This window comes from Thermonema rossianum DSM 10300 (assembly GCF_000426825.1).
GTDB classification, from domain to species: domain Bacteria; phylum Bacteroidota; class Bacteroidia; order Cytophagales; family Thermonemataceae; genus Thermonema; species Thermonema rossianum.
On the sequence record NZ_AUGC01000006.1, the window covers coordinates 13360 to 31206 of the forward strand.

The window sequence follows — 17847 nt, forward strand, 5'->3', positions numbered from 1 at the left end:
TGCATTGCTGTTGAATTATACGAAAAAATCTTCAAAGCGGCTTGCCCTGCCGCCCAGTTTCTTGCGCAGCCAGTCGAGCAGCAAAGCCGTTGTCACCTTGATATTGAAGAGGCGGTCATTGCCCAAGCGATAAAGCGCTGCCTTGGCACCTTCTGCATCGGCATAAGCCACCCAAATGGTGCCTACGGGCTTGGCAGGTGTGGCGCCCCCCGGTCCGGCAATGCCACTGGTAGCCAGCCCTATGTCGGCATGGAAGCGCCGGCGCACGGCATTGGCCATTTGCAGCACGGTGGCTTCGCTCACTGCCCCCTCCGTCTCGAGCGTTTGGGGCGATACACCCAAAAGCTCTATTTTGGCACGATTGCTATAAGCAACCACTCCGCCCTGAAAATAAGCCGAGCTGCCGGGTATTTTGGTAAAACTATGCGCCAAATAGCCGCCGGTGCAGCTTTCTGCCACGGCAATGGTTTTGCCACTTTTTCGAAGTAAAGCTGCCACCACTTCTTCAAGTATTTCTTGCTCAAAGCCAAATACGTATTTGTCAATCAAAGGCAGCAGGCGGGCAAGCTGCTCCTTGATGTCTTGCCGGAGTTGTGAGGGGGCTTTCCCTTTGGCCGTCAGGCGCAACTTCACCTGCCCAAAAGAAGGCAAGTAAGCCAATTTGATATGTGAGGGCAAAGCCTCCTCCCATGCTGCAATTTGCTCTGCCAGCTGCGACTCACCAATACCCACTGTTTTCACATGAAAATGAAGCAGGGGTTCTATGGAAAAAGTCTGCAACAAGCGGGGCAGCACTTTTTCTCGCATCAAATGCTGCATTTCGTGTGGCACGCCGGGCATTGCTACTACCACACGTCCGGCCGCATCCTGCATCCAAATGCCGGGTGCAGTGCCTTTTTCATTTTGAAGATAAAGGGCTCCCGCAGGCAAGGCTGCCTGTTGCCGGTTTAGCTCAGACAGAGAGCGCCCCCGCAGCCTGAACATTTCTTCGAGGTGCGCCAATGCTTCGGGGTGCAGCTGCAGCCCGGTATTGAAATAACTACACAGAGCCAGCTTGGTGACGTCGTCTTTGGTGGGTCCCAGGCCCCCGGTCATCAGTACCACTTGTGCACGTTGCAGCGCTTCTTGCAGTGCTTGCACAATAGCCGCTTGTTCATCGGCTATGACCGTATGGCGAAGCACCCTGAAGCCGGCTTCGGTCAGGTATTCGCTCATCCATTGAGCGTTTGTGTTGGCTATGTTGCCATAAAGCAACTCATCGCCTATGTTGATGATTTCAACCGCAACTCTATTCAAGGACATAAGATAGTCTTAATCGTCAAACAACATTCTGTTTTTGCGGAAACCGTGTTTTTCGAGCAGCATTTCCAATAAGCCATCCCGCAGCCCCACACCGGGCACCAGTATTTCTTTGATGCCGGCCCAGCGCATCACTGAAAGGTAAATATGTGCTGCGGGCACAATCACGTCGGCGCGGTCGGGGTTCATTTCCAGCATGGCAATACGTTCTTCGTAGGTATAGCTTTCAATGCTCTCTTTGATTTTCGCCAATTCCTTAATAGTAATCGAGCGCCCTTTTTTCTTGGTGTAAGTGGCCAGCTTGTTGATGTTGCCCCCTACCCCTACGGCCGTCAGCTTATCGACTTTGCTGCAGTGTTTTTCTACCCACTTTTGCATTTCCTTCCATAGTGCGGGGTCGGCAGCGCCTTCCAGCAATCGAATGGAACCAATTTCAAAGGAACGGGAAGCCACGGCTTGCCGCTCCATGATGAGCGTCAGCTCGGTGCTTCCGCCCCCCACGTCAATATGCAAATAGGGCTTGTGGTCTAAATGACGCAACAAAGCCACGTTGACATAATGGTTTTCTTCGTCGCCACTGATAACCCTCAGTTCAATGCCTGTTTCCCGGCGCACCCGCTCCACGATGGCTGCACTGTTGGCTGCTTCACGCATGGCAGAAGTAGCCACCGCCATGTAGTCGTGCACTTCGTGCAAATCCATTAATAAGCGATAGGCTTGCAACAGCTTCAAGATTTGCTCTTCCTTGTGGGGCGTGATATGTCCGTGCTTGAATACATCAATGCCTAAGCGCAAAGGGAAACGCACATATTCCACCCTTTTCAAAAAAACTCCATCCAGTTCATTATTGATAACGCTCGATATTTGCAAGCGGGCGGCATTTGACCCTATATCTATGGCTGCTAATTTCACAAGGTTCCGTAGTTTTAAAGTCCAATTGCTTGTTACAAATATAGTCATTGCCTGCAAACCACACTTTATTTTTCCCCGTATGACTTGAATAGTCAGAAGAAAGTGTGTAAACTTGGAGAGTTTGACCTTTGCCGTCATGCCCAATAGCTCAAATATTATTTTTTATTCTCCCTCTGCACCAAGCGCTGAGCCTGCTCTCATTGGTGAGCTTAAAAGAGAAGCTCAAGAGCATAAAAGCGATTGGCACATAAGTATCTACACTCAAGAACATGAGTTGCTTCACGCAATAGAATCGCTCTCAGCACCGGCAGCGTTGTTTATTCCGGTGGTTTCGGATGAAAGCACGGCGCCCTTGTTTGTTCATAAGGTTACTCAACAGCTGCAACTAAGCAAACAGGTAGTGCCTGTTTTTAGTGGTGGGCATGGCTTGAGCATCGTCCTGCAAGAGCAACTGTATCAAAGCGGGGCTTGGTATGTCTTTGACTTCGAGCAACAGCCGCCTGTTATTATATATCAAGCCATAGAGCAAGCCATTCGAAGAATTGAAAAACTGCACCACACGCCTGCCCAAGTGCAAGAGTGGCAAGAGCGTTTTTATGCACTCTTTCAACGTTGTCGCCTGCTGGAGCAGGAATTGGAAGAAAGCAAGGAAGAGCTGCTGGAGGCCTACAAAGAACTAAGTGAAACACTTGAGCAGCAAGTCGATTTAAAAAAAACGATCGCTAAACTGCAGGCCGACTTGGATAGTTTTCTTTACAAACTCTCGCACGACATACAAGGACCGGTGGCTTCGCTGCAGGGGCTGGGCAACTTAGCCCGCTTGGACATAAGCGACCCTACCGCCCTGGATTATGTGGAAAAGATGATGCTAAATATTGGCAAACTACAGAAGATAGTGCAGGGGCTGCAAAAAGTAGTCAATGCCCGCTATGCCAATCACGAAGTGGAACTCATAGACTTCCATCAGCTCTTGTTTCAGCTGCGTGGCGAGTTCAAAAGCCTTTGCAGCAAACTGAATGTGGAAATACGCAGCCAAATCAATGATAAACAACCTTTTTTTGCTTCCCGCAATCTCATTTATACCATCCTGCAGCACCTCATAGAAAATGCTTTGGTACATGGTTTAAGCCAAAGAGCCAACTTCGATGAAACCGCCTATGTCGATGTGGTGATAAGCACCAGCCGGCGGCAATGCCTTCTGTTGGTCATTGACGAAGGCAGCGGTATTCCCGAAGAAGCCCATGACCGCCTGTTCGATTTGTTTTTCAAATACAACCCTGACTCCAAAGGCACCGGCGTGGGACTATATGTGGTAAAAAGCTGCGTAGAACAACTGCGGGGCACCATAGAAGTAGAAAGTGAAGTAGGCAAAGGAACCACCTTCCGCATTGTGATTCCCAACCAAAAGATGGAAAAGCTACCACAAGACCATGAAATTATACTCAGCACCTAAAAGCCTCTATGTGGCATTTGACGTGTACCCGGCTGCCAAGGGCTCTGCCACGCATATTCGTCATTTTTATGCAGCCATGAGACAAAGCCTGCCGCCCTCTGTGCTTTATACTTTGGGCAACGAAACACAAGCCGTGTATGAGCAGCGTACGGGTGAAGAAGTAGTTCGTTTTCGCTACCCTCAAGCCCCTTTTTTTGAACGCGTCGATGCCTTTCAGCGGCAACTGTTCGATTTGTTGCACCAAAGTGCGCATACGTTGGCAGTCTGTCACTTCCGGGATGTGTGGGGGGGCATGCCCGTGCTTCTACACCGCGCCCGTAGCCGTGCAGCTTACCGCACTGTTTTTGAAGTCAATGCCCTCATGAGCATAGAGCTCCCCTATCGTTTTCCCGAAATGTCCGCAGCGCTTTTAAAGCAAATCGAAACGCAAGAGCTATGGTGTTTGCAACAAAGCGACCATATCGTTACGCCTTCTTACCGGCTTAAAGAACAGTTGTTGCAAAAAGCTTCTATTTCGCCGGAAAAAATCAGCGTGATACAGAACGGCGCCGAGGTCAATATCCCCCCCATGCCACGCATGCCCGATGCGCCCCTGCATTATTTCATTTATTTTGGCGCTACCCAGCCATGGCAGGGCATTGAAGAGCTGCTGCGTGCCTTCCGCTATGTGCATGCCCGGTATCCCAACCTGCACTTGGTCATGTGTCTTTCATCGAAAGAAAAGAAAAACCGCCAATGGGTGAAATTAAGCCGGAAACTGGGCTTGGCAGAAGCGGTGGTGTGGCGCTATGAACTTCCTCAAAGCATCTTGTATCGCTATGTGCAGCACGCCATCGCCTCAATAGCTCCGCTGACTGCCTGCCGGCGCAATATGGAACAGGGCGCCTGCCCATTGAAAATCATAGAATCGATGGCCATGGGCGTACCGGTCATTGCCTCCGACTTGCCCATTGTCCGGGAAATCATGCAAGACGAACAAGAAGGACTTTTGGTGCGTGCAGGGCGTCCGGCACTTTTGGCACGCCAAATGCAACGGCTCTACGAGTCCCCCTCGCTTCGCTTGCGCTTGGCACAACAAGCAAGGCACACCGCCACACAGCGTTTTAATTGGGAAGAAAAAAAGCAGGCGCTTCAAGCAGTGTATCAAAGGCTTTTGACTTCGTCCGCACAAGCCGTTTTTACTCCATCAGGTGCTTTTTAGAGCGGTTGCGCCACCCCGCTTGCGACTCATATTTGACAAAATAAATTTTTAAATCTGCCCGGGAAGCATAGTCAACAAAATAGATGCTTTTATCGGCTTGGGAAGCGTATTTTACGAAGTGCCATTTTCCCTCATTTCCACGCGCTTGGCTTGCATAGCTTACCTTATATACTTTCAAATCTGCCTGCGACTCATAGTTCACTACGTACACCTTCACATCGGCCCGGCTTGCATAGCGGGCTGCATATACTTTTTGTGCCCGGGCATTGCCTGCGCATACGGCGCTTATCGCCCCAAAAATCGCGTACTTCCATAATCCCTTCATGATAAATAGTTTTTAAAAGTTGCTGCTTAAACATAAGATAAGCAATTCTTGAAAGAATAACCGTTGAATGCTGCCCGTTGCTTTCAAACTTTTTTGATTTACGGGGGGCTTTCTTTTACCCCACTCCAAAACAAGGTTTTAAATAAGCCGCTTGGCAGTAAAGCGGATAAACATAAGGTGATTGTTGCGGCGCACAAGCAAGGCTATATCTTTGCCTTCTACCTCCGTAATTTTATACAGGCGGTTCAGTGTCAGCTCCGATGCCGCAAACTCGTTGACCCCCAGTAGAATATCGCCGGGGCGCAAGCCTGCCTTCCACGCCTCGGACAAAGGATTGACATCGCTGACCATAAAGGTGCGGAAATCGGGCGGTAAAAGCACCCAGTCAATGCCGGTAAAGCTATATTCGAAAGGCTTACGGGCGTTTTTGTTGGGGCGCAGCCACACCCGGCGGTTTTTGTAGTCAAACACCCAATGAAACCGTGACATCAACCCAAAGCCGACGGCCCCTTGCACCTCGATGCCGGCAGGCTTGCGAAACTCGTAATAAGAAGTATCGGGGAAACCGGTAATGACCTCATTCATTTGCCAACGGGCTATTTGAATCCGTGGCAAACGGGCTATGAAACCATACCAATCGCCGGCAAGCGTGGCGCCTATGCGTCCTTTGATGTGTTGAGCCGGCAGGCGCAAAGCAGAGTCGGCAGCTGTTTCAAGCAAAAGCGTATGCCCTGCCCCACTGTCCAGCAGCACATTGACCGGCCGGAAGTGGCGCTCGCCTGCTTGCTGTATCCATAAACGCATATAAGGTTTTTCGCCATGCAACAACAGCGTATCGGCATGATAGCCTTTCAGCTTGCGCAGCCACTGCCGGTGATGACGGCTATAAAAAACCAACTCTTTTCGCAGGTAATCTATTTTCACCACCAAATGACGAAACAAGTCAGAGCCCAAAAGCCCATGAATCGGCTTGCCTGCATAGGAAGACAGGTTGAATACAGAGTCTTCCATGACCATGACATTGGCGGCTTCATCGACCAGACTGCTGCCTACCCGCAAATGATTAAGCGAAGACACATGTGCCCAAAAGACGTCGGGCGAACCCAAGCCACGCACCGGAATGCGTGTGCTGTTGCCATAAGATGCAAACAAAGTGTCAAGCGCAGGGTTTAAAATAAGTGTGCCTTTCACGCCGGTGTCAACCGCAAAATTTAAAGTATCTTTGCCATGATTCACAAAAACAGGCACCACCACCAGGTTGCCATACAGCTCAAAAGGGACCACCGCCTTGGGGCGGTGTTTCTTGGCTATACGGAAGCCTATTTCCTGAGTGGAAGAAACCAAAGAGCGGCTCGCGCATGCCCCCAAACAAAGAGCTATCAAACCATAGCCTACCAAACGAAAAATGAGCATAGAGCCGGCTTTTTATACTATTGAACGGAAACAAGTTTATTTTGTAAAATAAAAATTTTACGAAAATGTTGTGGAAAGCAATTCTTATATTTCTTGCCGCTTCGCTGTTTGCCGGCGTGGGCTATTACCTCGACTGGCGCGCCAAACACCCAAAGCGTAAAAAATAAATAGCTATACTATGAATGAAGCCATACAGCAGGAAAAGAGAAGAGTAGCCATTTTGGGCTCTACCGGTTCCATTGGCACCCAGGCCCTCGAAGTCATCCGCGAGCAAGCCGACTACTTGGAAGTAGAAGTACTTACCGCTCATAACAATGTGGATTTGCTCATAGAGCAAAGCATTGCTTTTCAGCCCAATGCCGTAGTGATAGGCAACCCCGCTCACTACGACAAACTAAAAGAAGCACTGGCACCCTACCCGGTCAAGGTGTATGCCGGCGAAAAAGCCCTGTGTCAGATAGTGGAGATGGACAGCATCGACATTGTGCTTACTGCCATGGTAGGTTTTGCAGGCTTACGCCCCACAATTCATGCCATCGAAGCCGGCAAGCCCATTGCCTTGGCCAATAAAGAAACGCTGGTAGTAGCCGGTGCCTACATCACACGCCTGGCACGCGAAAGGGGCGTAAACATTTACCCCGTCGATTCGGAGCACTCTGCCATCTTTCAATGCCTGGTGGGCGAGTTTCACAACCCCATAGAAAAAATCATACTGACGGCTTCGGGCGGACCTTTCCGCGGCTACAGCCGTGAGCAGCTGGCCGGCGTACGCAAAGAGCAAGCCCTTAAGCATCCTAACTGGAACATGGGCGCCAAAATCACCATCGATTCGGCCACCCTGATGAACAAGGGACTGGAAGTGATAGAAGCCAAGTGGCTATTTGGGCTTTCGCCCGAACAAATAGAAGTGGTAGTGCACCCGCAATCCATTATTCATTCGATGGTGCAGTTCGAAGACGGCTCTATCAAAGCCCAAATGGGCCTGCCCGACATGAAGCTGCCCATCCTTTTTGCCCTCAGTTATCCGCTGCGCTACCGCACCTCTTTCCCCCGTTTCGACTTTACGGCCTATCCGCAACTTACCTTCGAGCAGCCCGACCTGCAGGCTTTTCCTTGCCTGCGTCTGGCATATGAAGCGCTTCGCCAAGGGGGCAATATGCCCTGTGTGCTCAACGCAGCCAATGAAGTGGCTGTAGCTGCCTTCCTGCAAGACCAAATCGACTTTTTAGACATTCCCGTATTGATAGAATCCTGTATGCAGCGTATGGACTACATTGCCGACCCTTCGCCCGAAGACTATTTTGCTACCGACCGGCAAACCCGCGAATATGCGAAAGAAGCCTTAAAACACGTTTAAGTTTTGTAATTTTGTTCAATCACCAATCACCCCAAAAAAACAAGATATTTCATGGGAGTTCTTATTATGATTTTACAGCTCATCTTGGGGCTGTCGGTTTTAGTAGCCGTGCACGAGTTTGGGCACTATATTGCCGCACGCGCCTTTGGCATGCGTGTCCATAAGTTTTTCATTTTTTTCGACGCCTGGGGCAAAAAGCTATGGAGTAAAAAAATAGGCGAAACAGAGTTCGGTATTGGCATCATTCCTTTCGGTGGCTATGTGCAAATAGCCGGCATGATAGACGAAACCCAAAATGCCGATGCCCTTTCCAAAGAGCCCGAGCCGTGGGAGTTCCGTGCCAAGCCGGCATGGCAACGCCTGATTGTGATGCTGGGCGGCATCATCATGAATGTTATCACCGGTATCTTGATCTTTTCCTTGATCAGCTATACCCAAGGTGAAAACTATATCCCCAACGAGCGCGTTCAGGGCATCATCGTGGGCGACATAGGCGAATCGGTAGGTTTGCGCACCGGCGACAAAGTCATTGCCGTCAACGGAAAAGCCGTGGAGCGCTTCAACGACCTGTTCAGCTCTGATGTGCTGTTGGGCAGCGACGTGGTGTTTACTGTGGTGCGTGCAGGCGACACCCTGCAAATACATCTTCCGAACGATTTGGCAGACAAGGTCATTGACAATAAGGACGGCTTCATATTGCCCATTCCCTATCTGACGAACTACGAAATAGTAGAAATAGCCCCCAACTCGCCGGCAGAAAAAGCCGGCTTGCAAAAAGGCGACAAGATAGTAGGCGTAAACCAAGACAGCGTACGGCATTTCTACGAGCTGTCTGAACTCTTGGCAAAACACAAAAATGAAGAAGTAACCCTGAAAGTATTGCGCCGGGGGCAGCTTATAGAACTGACGGCCACCGTGGGCAAAGACGGCAAACTGGGTTTTCAACCTGCTTTCTTCAACCAACTGTATGAGCGCAAAGACCTAAGTCTGGGCGAAGCCTTTGTCAAAGGTACAAGCACCGCCTTCAATGTGATTTTCGATAATATCAAAGGATTCAAGAAAATTTTCCGGGGCGAAGTGTCGGCTTCCAAGTCACTGGCCGGTCCCATAGGCATTGGTGCCATTTATGGTTCTGTGTGGGATTGGCTGCATTTCTGGACCATCACCGGTCTTTTGTCTATGGTGCTTGCCTTCATGAACCTGCTGCCCATCCCTGCCTTAGACGGCGGGCACGTGGTATTCTTGTTGCTGGAAATATTGAGCGGGCGCCCCGTACCCGAAAAGATACTTGAAAAGGCACAGCAGGTAGGCATGGTTATATTGTTGGCATTGATGGTGTTTGCTGTCTTCAACGATTTGTTTAAGTTTTTCACTTAAAAAAAAAGCCGGTATTGTGAAAAAGCTTTTGCGGCGATATGAACCATACTATGACACCGTAGGGGCTATGCTGCTGTTTGGCGGCATAGCCTTGTTGCCTTTTTCGAAAGAGCAGGTGCAGCTATGGATAGATGCACATCACTTACCTTGGTTGGATGCTTTCTTTGCCTATCTGACACATTTAGGTGACGGCCTCACCTTTGTGATAGTGATAGCAGGCATGGCACTATGGCGCAGCTACTACCACGCTACCGAAGGCTTGCTTTCGTTTGCCACCTCCGGTTTGTTTACCCAATTGCTAAAACGCACCGCCTTTGCCGATGCGTTGCGTCCCAAAGGCATACTGGGCGCTAAACTCCATTACATTGCAGGCGTGGACGTACATATAGCACACTCCTTCCCTTCGGGGCATACCACCACTGCTTTTGCTTTGGCTACCTTTCTGGCGCTGCACAGCGCCCCCAAACGCGGCGTATATTGGGCATTGGCAGCCGGATTGATAGGCTTTTCACGTATTTATTTAAATCAACATTTTCTTACCGACGTGCTGGCAGGTGCCGTCATCGGTACCTTTTGGGCAAGCCTCATCCATTGGTGGTTACTGCCGCTTCGGGAAAAACCAAAGTGGCAAAAACGCTTACTCCCCTGAGTCTTTGCGCGGCAACCGTTCTCTAAAAAACAGCCCCAAGCCTACGGCGGTAAAGAAAGTAAACAAAGCATACACCGAAGCGGGAATGGCTGCTTCCGGGCTGTTGAGCATGGTGGCGCTGGTAGCTACGGTAATAGCCAGCCCCGTATTTTGCAACCCCACCTCAATGGCTATGGTCAAGCAGTTTTTGCGCTTCAGGTGCACCGCCTTCGACACATAGTACCCCAACAGCATCCCGCCCAAGTTCAGACCCAGCATGAAAGGCAAGATGCCCAAATAATCATACCACCGGAACGACAGACTGTTGTCTTGGTTAAAGTAAATGGTCAGTACCATGGCTATCCCCAGCAAACCGGGCAGCAGATACTTGAGCCAGCGTTGCCACTGCTCCACACGGCGTTTGCCCACACGATGCCGAACGTAAATGCCTAAAACGGCCGGGATAACCGTTATCAGCAGTATTTGCACAAAAGTATTCCAAAAAGGAAGGCTTAACTCACGCCGGTCCCCCATAAACACCCACAGTGCCAAGTTTACAATGGAAGGAATAGTAAAAATCGTCAATAAGCTATTGAAAGAAGTCAACAGAATAGATAAAGCCAAGTTGCCTTGCAGAAGGTAGGTAATTAAGTTGGACACCGTTCCGCCCGGGCAGGCCGCCACCAACACAATTCCCACTTTAATGGCCGGACTGAAAGGGGCTACCCATGCCAATAAAAACGCCAAAAAAGGCAATCCTATCATCTGCAGGCCAAGCCCCACAAGCATGGATTTGGGATAACGTATGATGCGTTTAAAATCATTGAAGGTAAGAGACAAGCCCATGCCCAGCATAATGAGCGCCAAGACCAAGGGCAGGATATAGGTTGCTAATAGTTCTCCAAACATGTCGTTTTCTAAATTCGGCGCAAATTACTAATTTCAAGCTTAGCATTAAACACAATTCCGGGCACAACCAAGCCACTGCGCTCTTTGTTTTTTCATAAAGCCGTCAAATGCATGTTTACACACCCACTCAGAAAGAAACTGCTTTTTATAGCCTTTCCCCTGCTGACACTTTTTTTGGCATGGTGGTTGATGCCTTCATCCCCCACACAAGAAGGCTGGGCACGCGTACAAAAAGGCAACCTTAGTGTGCAAGTGCTGGCAGCCGGCGAGCTCACTGCCCGCCAAGCTGTCGAAATCACAGCGCCTGCCATCTTGCGCAGCCTCGAAATTTACCAGGTCAAGATCGTGGACATGGTGCCCGAAGGCAGTCAGGTGAAAGCGGGCGACTACCTGGCCACCTTAGACAAACAAGAACTCAACGAGAAAATACAACAGCTGCGTATCGAAATAGAAAAGCTTGAAAACGAGCGCAGCCAAGCATTGGTCGATACCGCGCTGCTGCTGCGCCAAGCGCGCGAAGAGCTGCAAAACCTTGCTCTCGACCTGGAAATGAAAAAAATACAACTACAAGGCATAGAGTATGAGCCCCCTGCCGAACAAAGCAAAGCCAAACTGGCTTATGAGCGTGCCCTGAACGCTTATGAGAGCGCCAAACAATCCTACCGGCTCAAACAAAAGCAAGCGCGCAGCAAACTGTTGGGCATTTATACGCTACTCAACGAAGCCAAACGCAAATACGAAGCAGCACAGGAAGCACTGGAAGCACTCACTCTGTATGCGCCCACCGATGGCACCGTGATTTATCACAAAGACTGGAACGGGAACAAAAAAGAAGCCGGCAGCTTGGTCAGCAGTTGGGACCCCATTGTAGTAAAGCTTTCGGCACAACAAGAGTTGGTGTCCACAGCCCGTGTCAATGAGCTGGACATACATAAAATACAAGTAGGACAAAGCGCCGAAGTACGCATAGAAGCGCTGCCCAACCGCACCTTCCACGGCGAAGTTATCAACATATCGAGTACTGCCGAAAGCGATGGTTCCAAAGTGCGCTACTTTGCCGTAAATATACGTTTAAAAGAAAAAGACCTTGCCTTACGCCCTACCATGAGTACCCTCAACCGCATCGAGTGCAGTCGCCACGAAAATGTGCTGCTGGTTCCTTTGAGTGCCATTCATTATGCCGGCGCGGGCACCCCCTACGTAATAAAACGAACAGGCAGACGCACGGTAAGGCAGCAAGTAGAGCTGGGCGCTGCCGATGACCTCTTTGTTATTGTGAAAAAAGGGCTGAAAGCCGGCGACCAAGTCAGTTTATCGTTACCCAAAGAAGCAGAATCGCTGCCATGGCAGGCATTATAAAAAAAATACTCTCGCATCATCGTGTGGCACAATGGAAAAAGGTGTTGTACTGCAGCTGGCAATTGGCACAGCAAAACCGGCGTGCACACCGCTGGCGCCTGTGGCTTTCCATGGTAGGCATCGTGGTAGGCACCGCCGCCCTGTTCAGTCTGCTGATACTCAACCGCGGCATGCATCGAAAACTGCAGGAGCGCCTCCATGCCTATGGGCTCAATACCCTGTATTGGCTGCCTCAAACCAACAGTCTGGCTGCCGACCAACTCAACGCTGCCGGTGAAGCGCTTTACTTAACTGTTGAGAAATTGAAACAATACGAAGATGTATTGACAAGCCCCGCTACCCCTATTTGGCATTTGAGTGCTGAGGTGCGTTGCCGCGACCGTCACCGGGTGCTCCCGCTGGTGGTTTCTTCGGCTGCCCTCCGGCAGCTGCTGCCCATTCGCTTGGAAAGCGGACGTTTCCTGCCCGGCACTGCTTCTGCCCCGGCTGTTTGTGTAGTGGGGCACCGTCTGGCGGCAGCCCTGTTGCCACCCGGGCACTCCCCCGTAGGGCAAACCATTTGCATAGGCACTACTTGCCTCACGGTGGTAGGCGTCATTTATTGCCCGGGCAGCGATAACCGTTTGTTACCGGACCTGAACAGTGCTGTCATCGTTAGCCCCGGTACTTTTTTATACCGCCTGTTGCCATTCATAGAAAAAACGAACCTGCCACACCCCTTCTGGCTGAGCCGCTACCGGCAACAGGCAGCAGGCATGCCCCTTCTGGCAAGTCTGCTGCATCAAACCTATCCGCTGAGCAGCTACGAAGCTTGGAATCCGGAAAACTTGATAAGCGAAGAAAAGAAAACGCAACGCACCCTGCGCATTACCCTCTGGAGCATCAGCGTGGTAGCTTTCCTGGTAGGCAGCATCGGCATGGTGAATATGATTTATAGCCATACGCTTGAGCGCAGCGTTGAAATAGGCATACAAAAAGCGGTAGGTGCCACTCCCCTGCTCATACAATGGCAGTTCATCCTGGAGACTTTGCTGCTGGGCTTTTATGGCTGGCTGGCCGGCATGTTGCTGGGCGGCGTGTTCAGTTATTTCATCAGTCAACAAGCAGATATTCCATGGGATATGCGCGTGCCCGACTGCCTTTCGGTAGCCGGCATAGCCCTTACTCTTTGTTTGCTTTCGGCATGGCTGCCTGCCCGGAAAGCGGCACTGCTTCCTCCTGCCCGGGCACTTATTCAGCACGAATCCTAAAAAATGATTACCTTAGTCCCAAAAGCTTGCACACTCTTTTTTGAAGACTTATGGCAAAACAATTACTGCTTGTTTTTTTACTCTTCCTGTCTTGTCCGGTCTTGCCTCTTTGGGCACAAGATGCAGAAAACAAAATAGCTCGCCTGGAGCAAGAATTGGCGCATACAGTGGGCACCCGTGAAGTGGACATCTGTGTAGAGCTTGCCAATGAGTATTTGTTCTATGACCTTGATCGTGCTTTTAAGTATGCTCACTTAGCCCTGCAAAAAGCAGAATCGAAGAACTACCTGCGTGGTGTTCTGGCAGCACGTGTTGCCTTAGGCAACTGCTACCTCTACCGTAGCGAACAGAACGACCTGCTGGGCGCTTTCGAGCAATACACCCAGGTGATAGAAACACCTCTCACGCCAAAACAAGAAGAAAATTGCCGCTTGGTCCTCGAAAAGGCTAAAGCCCTGAACGGGCTGGGTAGCCTGTATCAAATATGGGGTGACTTCAAAAAAGCTATTGAGCTGCATACCAACTCCTTGAGGATACGGGAGCGCTGTGGCGACCAAATAGGCATTGCCCGCTGCTATAACAGCATAGGTCTTGTGTATGACAACATGGGCAATTACGACGAAGCCATACGCTACTACTCCCGCGCATTGAATATATATGAAAAGCACCGCCGCATGCGCGACGTAGCCGGTGTATTGAACAACCTGGCAGCAGCCACCCACTTGAAACTGCTCCAAAGCCAAAGTGCCGAGAGCTACGAGCAGGTGTTCGACTATTACCGCCGCTCCTTAAAAATAAGTGAGGAACTGAAAGACCGGCGCGGCATGGCGCGCATCTACAACAATATGGGCATACTATATGCCGAACAGGGCAAATTTGACGAAGCGCTTGACCTTTATTTCCGGGCAGCCATGATTGATGAAGAAGAAAATGACCCGGCAGAAGCAGCTGCCACTTTCAACAACATAGCCCGCCTCTTCGAGCAAAAGGAAGAGTGGCTCGTAGCCTTGGATTACTACCAGAAAGCGCTGGAAGCAGCCGCTGCCGTAGAATCCAAGTCGGCACTGCTGAATGCCGCCCAAGGGCTGAGCCGGGTGTATGCTCAAATGGGAGACTACTATCAGGCTTTTCAGTATGCCCAAATGAGCAACCATTTACAAAAAGAGCTCTACGATGTAGAAACAAGCCGCCGCATAGCGCTCATCAGCAGTCAATACGAAATAGAGAAAAAACAAAAGCAAATAGAACTGCTGGAACGGGAGAAAGAACTGCAGAAGTTGAAAGAAGAGCGGCTCCGGCAATACATCATTCTCGGCATCCTGCTGCTGGTGATGCTGACTATCCTCGTTTTGCTGCTCTTCAACCGTTACCGCTTCAAGTCAAAACTGAACAAACAGCTGCAGACTCTCTACCGTGAGTTGGAAATACAACACAAACGCACCGAAGACAGCATACAGTATGCCAGCCGCATTCAGCAAGCCATGATACCCAAAACAGAGGCTTTGCTCAACCCATTCCGAGAAGCAGGTATATTCTACCGCCCCAAATCTATTGTCAGTGGTGATTTCTACTGGTGCAAAGAGGTAGGTAACAAAAAAGTGATTGTTGTAGCAGACTGCACGGGGCATGGTGTCCCGGGCGCCCTGATGACGGTGCTTTCCATGAACCTGCTCGACAAGCTGGTAGATGAAATGCAAGACCGCCTGCACCCCGACGAACTGCTGCGACAACTGGACTGGCGCATTCAGCAAGCCCTCCCCGATGAAAAAGTGCAAGACGGTTTAGACGGGGCAATTCTTGTTGTAGAGGGCAACCGGCTCGAATACGCCGGCGCCAAGTTTCCGCTTTACCTTTTCCATGACGATGACTTTTTTGTATTCAATGCCGCCCGCATTTCATTGGGCAACAAGTCCTACAAAAAAGAAAAGGTATTTACACTCCACAAATTACAGTTGGAACCCGGCGACAAAATCTACCTCCACTCCGACGGCTTCCCCGACCAGTTTGGCGGAGAAGAAGAGCGAAAGTATATGAGTAAGCGGTTCAGAGAATTGTTGAAACGGCACGCCACCCTCCCACTTCAAGAGCAGGCACGCGAATGGGAGAAAGAATTTGAGCGCTGGAAGGGCAACCAAGACCAAACCGACGACGTGGTGGTGGTTGGCTTGATGTATTAAGCAACTGCTATAAAGAAAACAAGTGCCCGTGCTGCCGCAGCCAGCGATGATGCACAGCATAGCCGGGCATTTGCCGTTCCACTTCCTGCCAAAAAGCAGCACTGTGGTTGTGGTGGCGTAAGTGAGCCAACTCATGCACTATCACGTAATCTACCACCTCTACGGGTGCCATCATCAGGCGCCAAGAGAAGTTCAGGCTTCCCTTGGACGAGCAGGAGCCCCAACGTTTGCGCGCCCGGCTGACCTTCACCGCGGTATAATACCCCTGCAGTCCTGCCCGGGCAGCCCAGCCGGCGACCCGCTCCGGTAAAAAAACTGCTGCCTGCTCAATATACCACTTTTCAAACAAGAGGGCGGCTTCTGCCTGTTTGCCGGCATGCATCACAAAAGCAGCTCCGTCAAAAAGCAAAGGCTGTGGCGTTTGTACGCTGAAACGCAAGGGATAAGTATGCCCCAAATAATAAAACAACTCTCCTTCTACAAATAGCCTTTCGGGGCGCGCTGCCTTGCGCTGCCGGGCAGCCGCCAGGTGCTTTTCTACCCAAGCCACATGCTTGAGCAGCACCCTGTAAATGTCACTTTCTTTGGCATGGTAGGGCGCACGCACCCACAACTCCCCTTCTTCGGTGATTTGCAGGGCGATGGTTTTTCGTTTGCTGCGGATGATACGGTCAACAGAAAACGGCAGGGGATGCTTTCCTTTCATGTGAAACGGACGGGACAAAGTGATACATACGCTGCTCTTCTTTGCCAAAGATAAAAAAAGTGGGCAGCGGTCGTAAAAACAGCTGCCCGGAAGATATGCAAGAAGTTTTTTGGGATGCTTAAGCAAGGTCAGACATATCGAAGTTGTCCAAGAAGCGTGTGGTAAAGTTACCGGCTTTGAACTGTTCGTTGTCCAGTATTTTGATAAGCAAGGGGATGGTTGTTTTCACTCCCTCAATAACGAACTCTTGCAATGCCCGCTTGGTACGCACAATGAGCTCTTCGCGGCTTTGTGCACGCACAATCAGCTTGGCAATCATAGAGTCATAAAACGGCGGTATGGTATAACCGGCGTAGATGTGAGTATCGACACGCACACCCATGCCCCCCGGTATGTGCAGGTTGGTGATGCGTCCGGGCGACGGCATGAAGCCCTTGGCGGGGTCTTCGGCATTGATACGACACTCCATCGTATAAAGCTGCGGCTCATAGTTGCGCCCCGAGATGGGTTCGCCTGCCGCCACTTTGATTTGCTCTTTAATCAGGTCGAAGAAAGTGGCTTCTTCGGTCACGGGATGCTCCACCTGAATACGGGTGTTCATCTCCATGAAGTAGAAGTTGCCGTCTTTATCTACGATAAACTCAATGGTACCGGCACCTTCATAATTGATGGCTTGCGCCCCCTTGATGGCTGCCTCCCCCATTTTTTTACGCAGTTCGGGGGTCATAAAGGGCGAAGGAGTTTCTTCGATAAGCTTCTGGTGGCGCCGCTGGATGGAACAATCACGCTCCGACAAGTGGCATACTTTGCCGTATTGGTCGCCAAACACTTGTATTTCTATGTGGCGTGGCTCTTCGATGAACTTCTCCATATAGAGCCCGTCGTTGCCAAAAGCGGCGGCTGCCTCTTGACGTGCCGACTCCCAAGCTTTTTCCAGTTCTTCCTCGCTGCGCACGATGCGCATGCCTTTGCCTCCCCCGCCGGCGGTGGCTTTCATCATCACCGGATAGCCTATTTCAGCAGCTGTTTTTTTGGCATGTTCGAGCGATTCGAGCAAGCCGTCGGAGCCGGGCACTACCGGCACGCCTGCCGCCCGCATGGTGGCTTTGGCGGTTGCCTTGTCGCCCATTTTTTGAATCATCTCGGGCGTAGGACCAATGAACTTAATATTGTGGTCGATACAGGCTTGCGCAAACTTGGCGTTCTCCGACAAGAAACCATAGCCGGGATGGATGGCGTCGGCATTGGTGATTTCTGCGGCAGCAATGATATTGGGTATGTTCAGATAAGACTCTTTGCCGGCAGGTGGTCCGATACACACCGCCTCATCGGCAAAACGCACGTGCAGGCTTTCCTTGTCGGCAGTAGAGTACACAGCCACCGTCTTGATGCCCATTTCCCGGCAGGTGCGTATGATGCGCAGGGCTATTTCGCCACGGTTGGCAATCAGTATTTTTTTAAACATAGAAATCCGTTTTTAA

Annotated in this window: 15 protein-coding genes; 8 read left to right on the top strand and 7 right to left on the bottom strand. The window is 50.6% G+C overall.

Features of this window, described 5'->3' with window-relative positions; translation table 11 throughout:
* Positions 1–15 precede the first annotated feature (15 nt).
* A complete protein-coding gene (locus K384_RS04670) occupies positions 16–1302 on the bottom strand; it encodes a competence/damage-inducible protein A (RefSeq protein ID WP_038029968.1) in 1287 nt (428 codons plus the stop codon).
* Positions 1303–1311: 9 nt separating this feature from the next.
* Positions 1312–2211 carry a Ppx/GppA phosphatase family protein gene (locus K384_RS04675; RefSeq protein WP_038030227.1) on the bottom strand — a complete coding sequence of 300 codons (900 nt, stop codon included), beginning with the start codon at positions 2209–2211 and terminating at the stop codon, positions 1312–1314.
* Between the two features lie 112 nt (positions 2212–2323).
* On the opposite strand from K384_RS04675, the gene K384_RS04680 reads away from it, so the two are divergent.
* Both K384_RS04680 and K384_RS04685 read left to right on the top strand, forming a co-directional pair.
* The gene (locus K384_RS04680; RefSeq protein WP_038029969.1) at positions 2324–3664 is read left to right on the top strand and encodes a sensor histidine kinase; all 1341 of its coding nucleotides are present in this window, start codon (positions 2324–2326) and stop codon (positions 3662–3664) included.
* Positions 3642–4865 (top strand): glycosyltransferase family 4 protein, encoded by a 1224-nt coding sequence (locus K384_RS04685; RefSeq protein ID WP_051633123.1) that lies wholly within the window; start codon positions 3642–3644, stop codon positions 4863–4865. Before K384_RS04680 ends, K384_RS04685 begins: the two co-directional genes overlap by 23 nt.
* Here K384_RS04685 and K384_RS04690 read toward each other — a convergent pair.
* Together K384_RS04690 and K384_RS04695 are read right to left on the bottom strand one after the other, a co-directional pair.
* The gene (locus tag K384_RS04690; protein WP_051633124.1) at positions 4843–5190 is read right to left on the bottom strand and encodes a DUF6150 family protein; all 348 of its coding nucleotides are present in this window, start codon (positions 5188–5190) and stop codon (positions 4843–4845) included. The genes K384_RS04685 and K384_RS04690 overlap by 23 nt on opposite strands.
* A gap of 138 nt (positions 5191–5328) precedes the next feature.
* Complete coding sequence (locus K384_RS04695; protein WP_038029973.1) at positions 5329–6603, bottom strand: aspartyl protease family protein; 1275 nt, start codon at positions 6601–6603, stop codon at positions 5329–5331.
* A 178-nt stretch (positions 6604–6781) separates the two neighbouring features.
* Between K384_RS04695 and K384_RS04700 the strand changes: the two genes are divergently transcribed.
* Genes K384_RS04700 through K384_RS04710 form a run of 3 tightly spaced genes read left to right on the top strand, consistent with a single transcriptional unit; the run spans position 6782 to position 9986 of the window.
* Complete coding sequence (locus K384_RS04700) at positions 6782–7960, top strand: 1-deoxy-D-xylulose-5-phosphate reductoisomerase (protein WP_038029976.1); 1179 nt, start codon at positions 6782–6784, stop codon at positions 7958–7960.
* A 51-nt stretch (positions 7961–8011) separates the two neighbouring features.
* Positions 8012–9337, top strand: a complete 1326-nt coding sequence (gene rseP, locus K384_RS04705) for an RIP metalloprotease RseP (protein ID WP_038029978.1) — start codon at positions 8012–8014, stop codon at positions 9335–9337.
* A 16-nt stretch (positions 9338–9353) separates the two neighbouring features.
* Positions 9354–9986, top strand: a complete 633-nt coding sequence (locus tag K384_RS04710) for a phosphatase PAP2 family protein (protein WP_051633125.1) — start codon at positions 9354–9356, stop codon at positions 9984–9986.
* Here K384_RS04710 and K384_RS04715 read toward each other — a convergent pair.
* Entirely contained in the window at positions 9975–10874 is a 900-nt protein-coding gene (locus K384_RS04715; protein WP_038029981.1) for a bile acid:sodium symporter family protein, read from the bottom strand. The two genes, K384_RS04710 and K384_RS04715, sit on opposite strands and share 12 nt — an antisense overlap.
* A 111-nt stretch (positions 10875–10985) precedes the next feature.
* On the opposite strand from K384_RS04715, the gene K384_RS04720 reads away from it, so the two are divergent.
* From K384_RS04720 to K384_RS04730, 3 genes are read left to right on the top strand one after another with little or no spacing between them, the layout of a single operon-like run.
* Positions 10986–12233, top strand: a complete 1248-nt coding sequence (locus tag K384_RS04720) for an efflux RND transporter periplasmic adaptor subunit (RefSeq protein WP_157630061.1) — start codon at positions 10986–10988, stop codon at positions 12231–12233.
* A complete protein-coding gene (locus K384_RS04725; RefSeq protein WP_038029987.1) occupies positions 12218–13483 on the top strand; it encodes an ABC transporter permease in 1266 nt (421 codons plus the stop codon). Before K384_RS04720 ends, K384_RS04725 begins: the two co-directional genes overlap by 16 nt.
* Before the next feature lie 50 nt (positions 13484–13533).
* Complete coding sequence (locus tag K384_RS04730; RefSeq protein ID WP_038029990.1) at positions 13534–15660, top strand: tetratricopeptide repeat protein; 2127 nt, start codon at positions 13534–13536, stop codon at positions 15658–15660.
* Positions 15661–15667: 7 nt separating this feature from the next.
* Here the strand turns inward: K384_RS04730 and K384_RS04735 are convergent, their stop codons facing one another.
* Positions 15668–16366: a M48 family metallopeptidase gene (locus K384_RS04735; RefSeq protein WP_038029993.1), complete on the bottom strand. Its 699-nt coding sequence runs from the start codon at positions 16364–16366 to the stop codon at positions 15668–15670.
* Positions 16367–16484: 118 nt separating this feature from the next.
* Positions 16485–17831 carry an acetyl-CoA carboxylase biotin carboxylase subunit gene (gene accC / locus K384_RS04740; protein ID WP_038029996.1) on the bottom strand — a complete coding sequence of 449 codons (1347 nt, stop codon included), beginning with the start codon at positions 17829–17831 and terminating at the stop codon, positions 16485–16487.
* Positions 17832–17847: the final 16 nt, after the last annotated feature.

Excerpts from the sequence above, each read along its gene's own strand:
- K384_RS04670 (WP_038029968.1), bottom strand. The coding sequence starts at position 1,302 with ATGTCCTTGAATAGAGTTGCGGTTGAAATCATCAACATAGGCGATGAG.
- K384_RS04685 (WP_051633123.1), top strand. The coding sequence starts at position 3,642 with ATGAAATTATACTCAGCACCTAAAAGCCTCTATGTGGCATTTGACGTG.
- K384_RS04690 (WP_051633124.1), bottom strand. The coding sequence starts at position 5,190 with ATGAAGGGATTATGGAAGTACGCGATTTTTGGGGCGATAAGCGCCGTA.
- K384_RS04695 (WP_038029973.1), bottom strand. The coding sequence starts at position 6,603 with ATGCTCATTTTTCGTTTGGTAGGCTATGGTTTGATAGCTCTTTGTTTG.
- K384_RS04700 (WP_038029976.1), top strand. The coding sequence starts at position 6,782 with ATGAATGAAGCCATACAGCAGGAAAAGAGAAGAGTAGCCATTTTGGGC.
- rseP (WP_038029978.1), top strand. The coding sequence starts at position 8,012 with ATGGGAGTTCTTATTATGATTTTACAGCTCATCTTGGGGCTGTCGGTT.
- K384_RS04715 (WP_038029981.1), bottom strand. The coding sequence starts at position 10,874 with ATGTTTGGAGAACTATTAGCAACCTATATCCTGCCCTTGGTCTTGGCG.
- K384_RS04720 (WP_157630061.1), top strand. The coding sequence starts at position 10,986 with ATGTTTACACACCCACTCAGAAAGAAACTGCTTTTTATAGCCTTTCCC.
- K384_RS04725 (WP_038029987.1), top strand. The coding sequence starts at position 12,218 with ATGGCAGGCATTATAAAAAAAATACTCTCGCATCATCGTGTGGCACAA.
- K384_RS04730 (WP_038029990.1), top strand. The coding sequence starts at position 13,534 with ATGGCAAAACAATTACTGCTTGTTTTTTTACTCTTCCTGTCTTGTCCG.
- K384_RS04735 (WP_038029993.1), bottom strand. The coding sequence starts at position 16,366 with ATGAAAGGAAAGCATCCCCTGCCGTTTTCTGTTGACCGTATCATCCGC.
- accC (WP_038029996.1), bottom strand. The coding sequence starts at position 17,831 with ATGTTTAAAAAAATACTGATTGCCAACCGTGGCGAAATAGCCCTGCGC.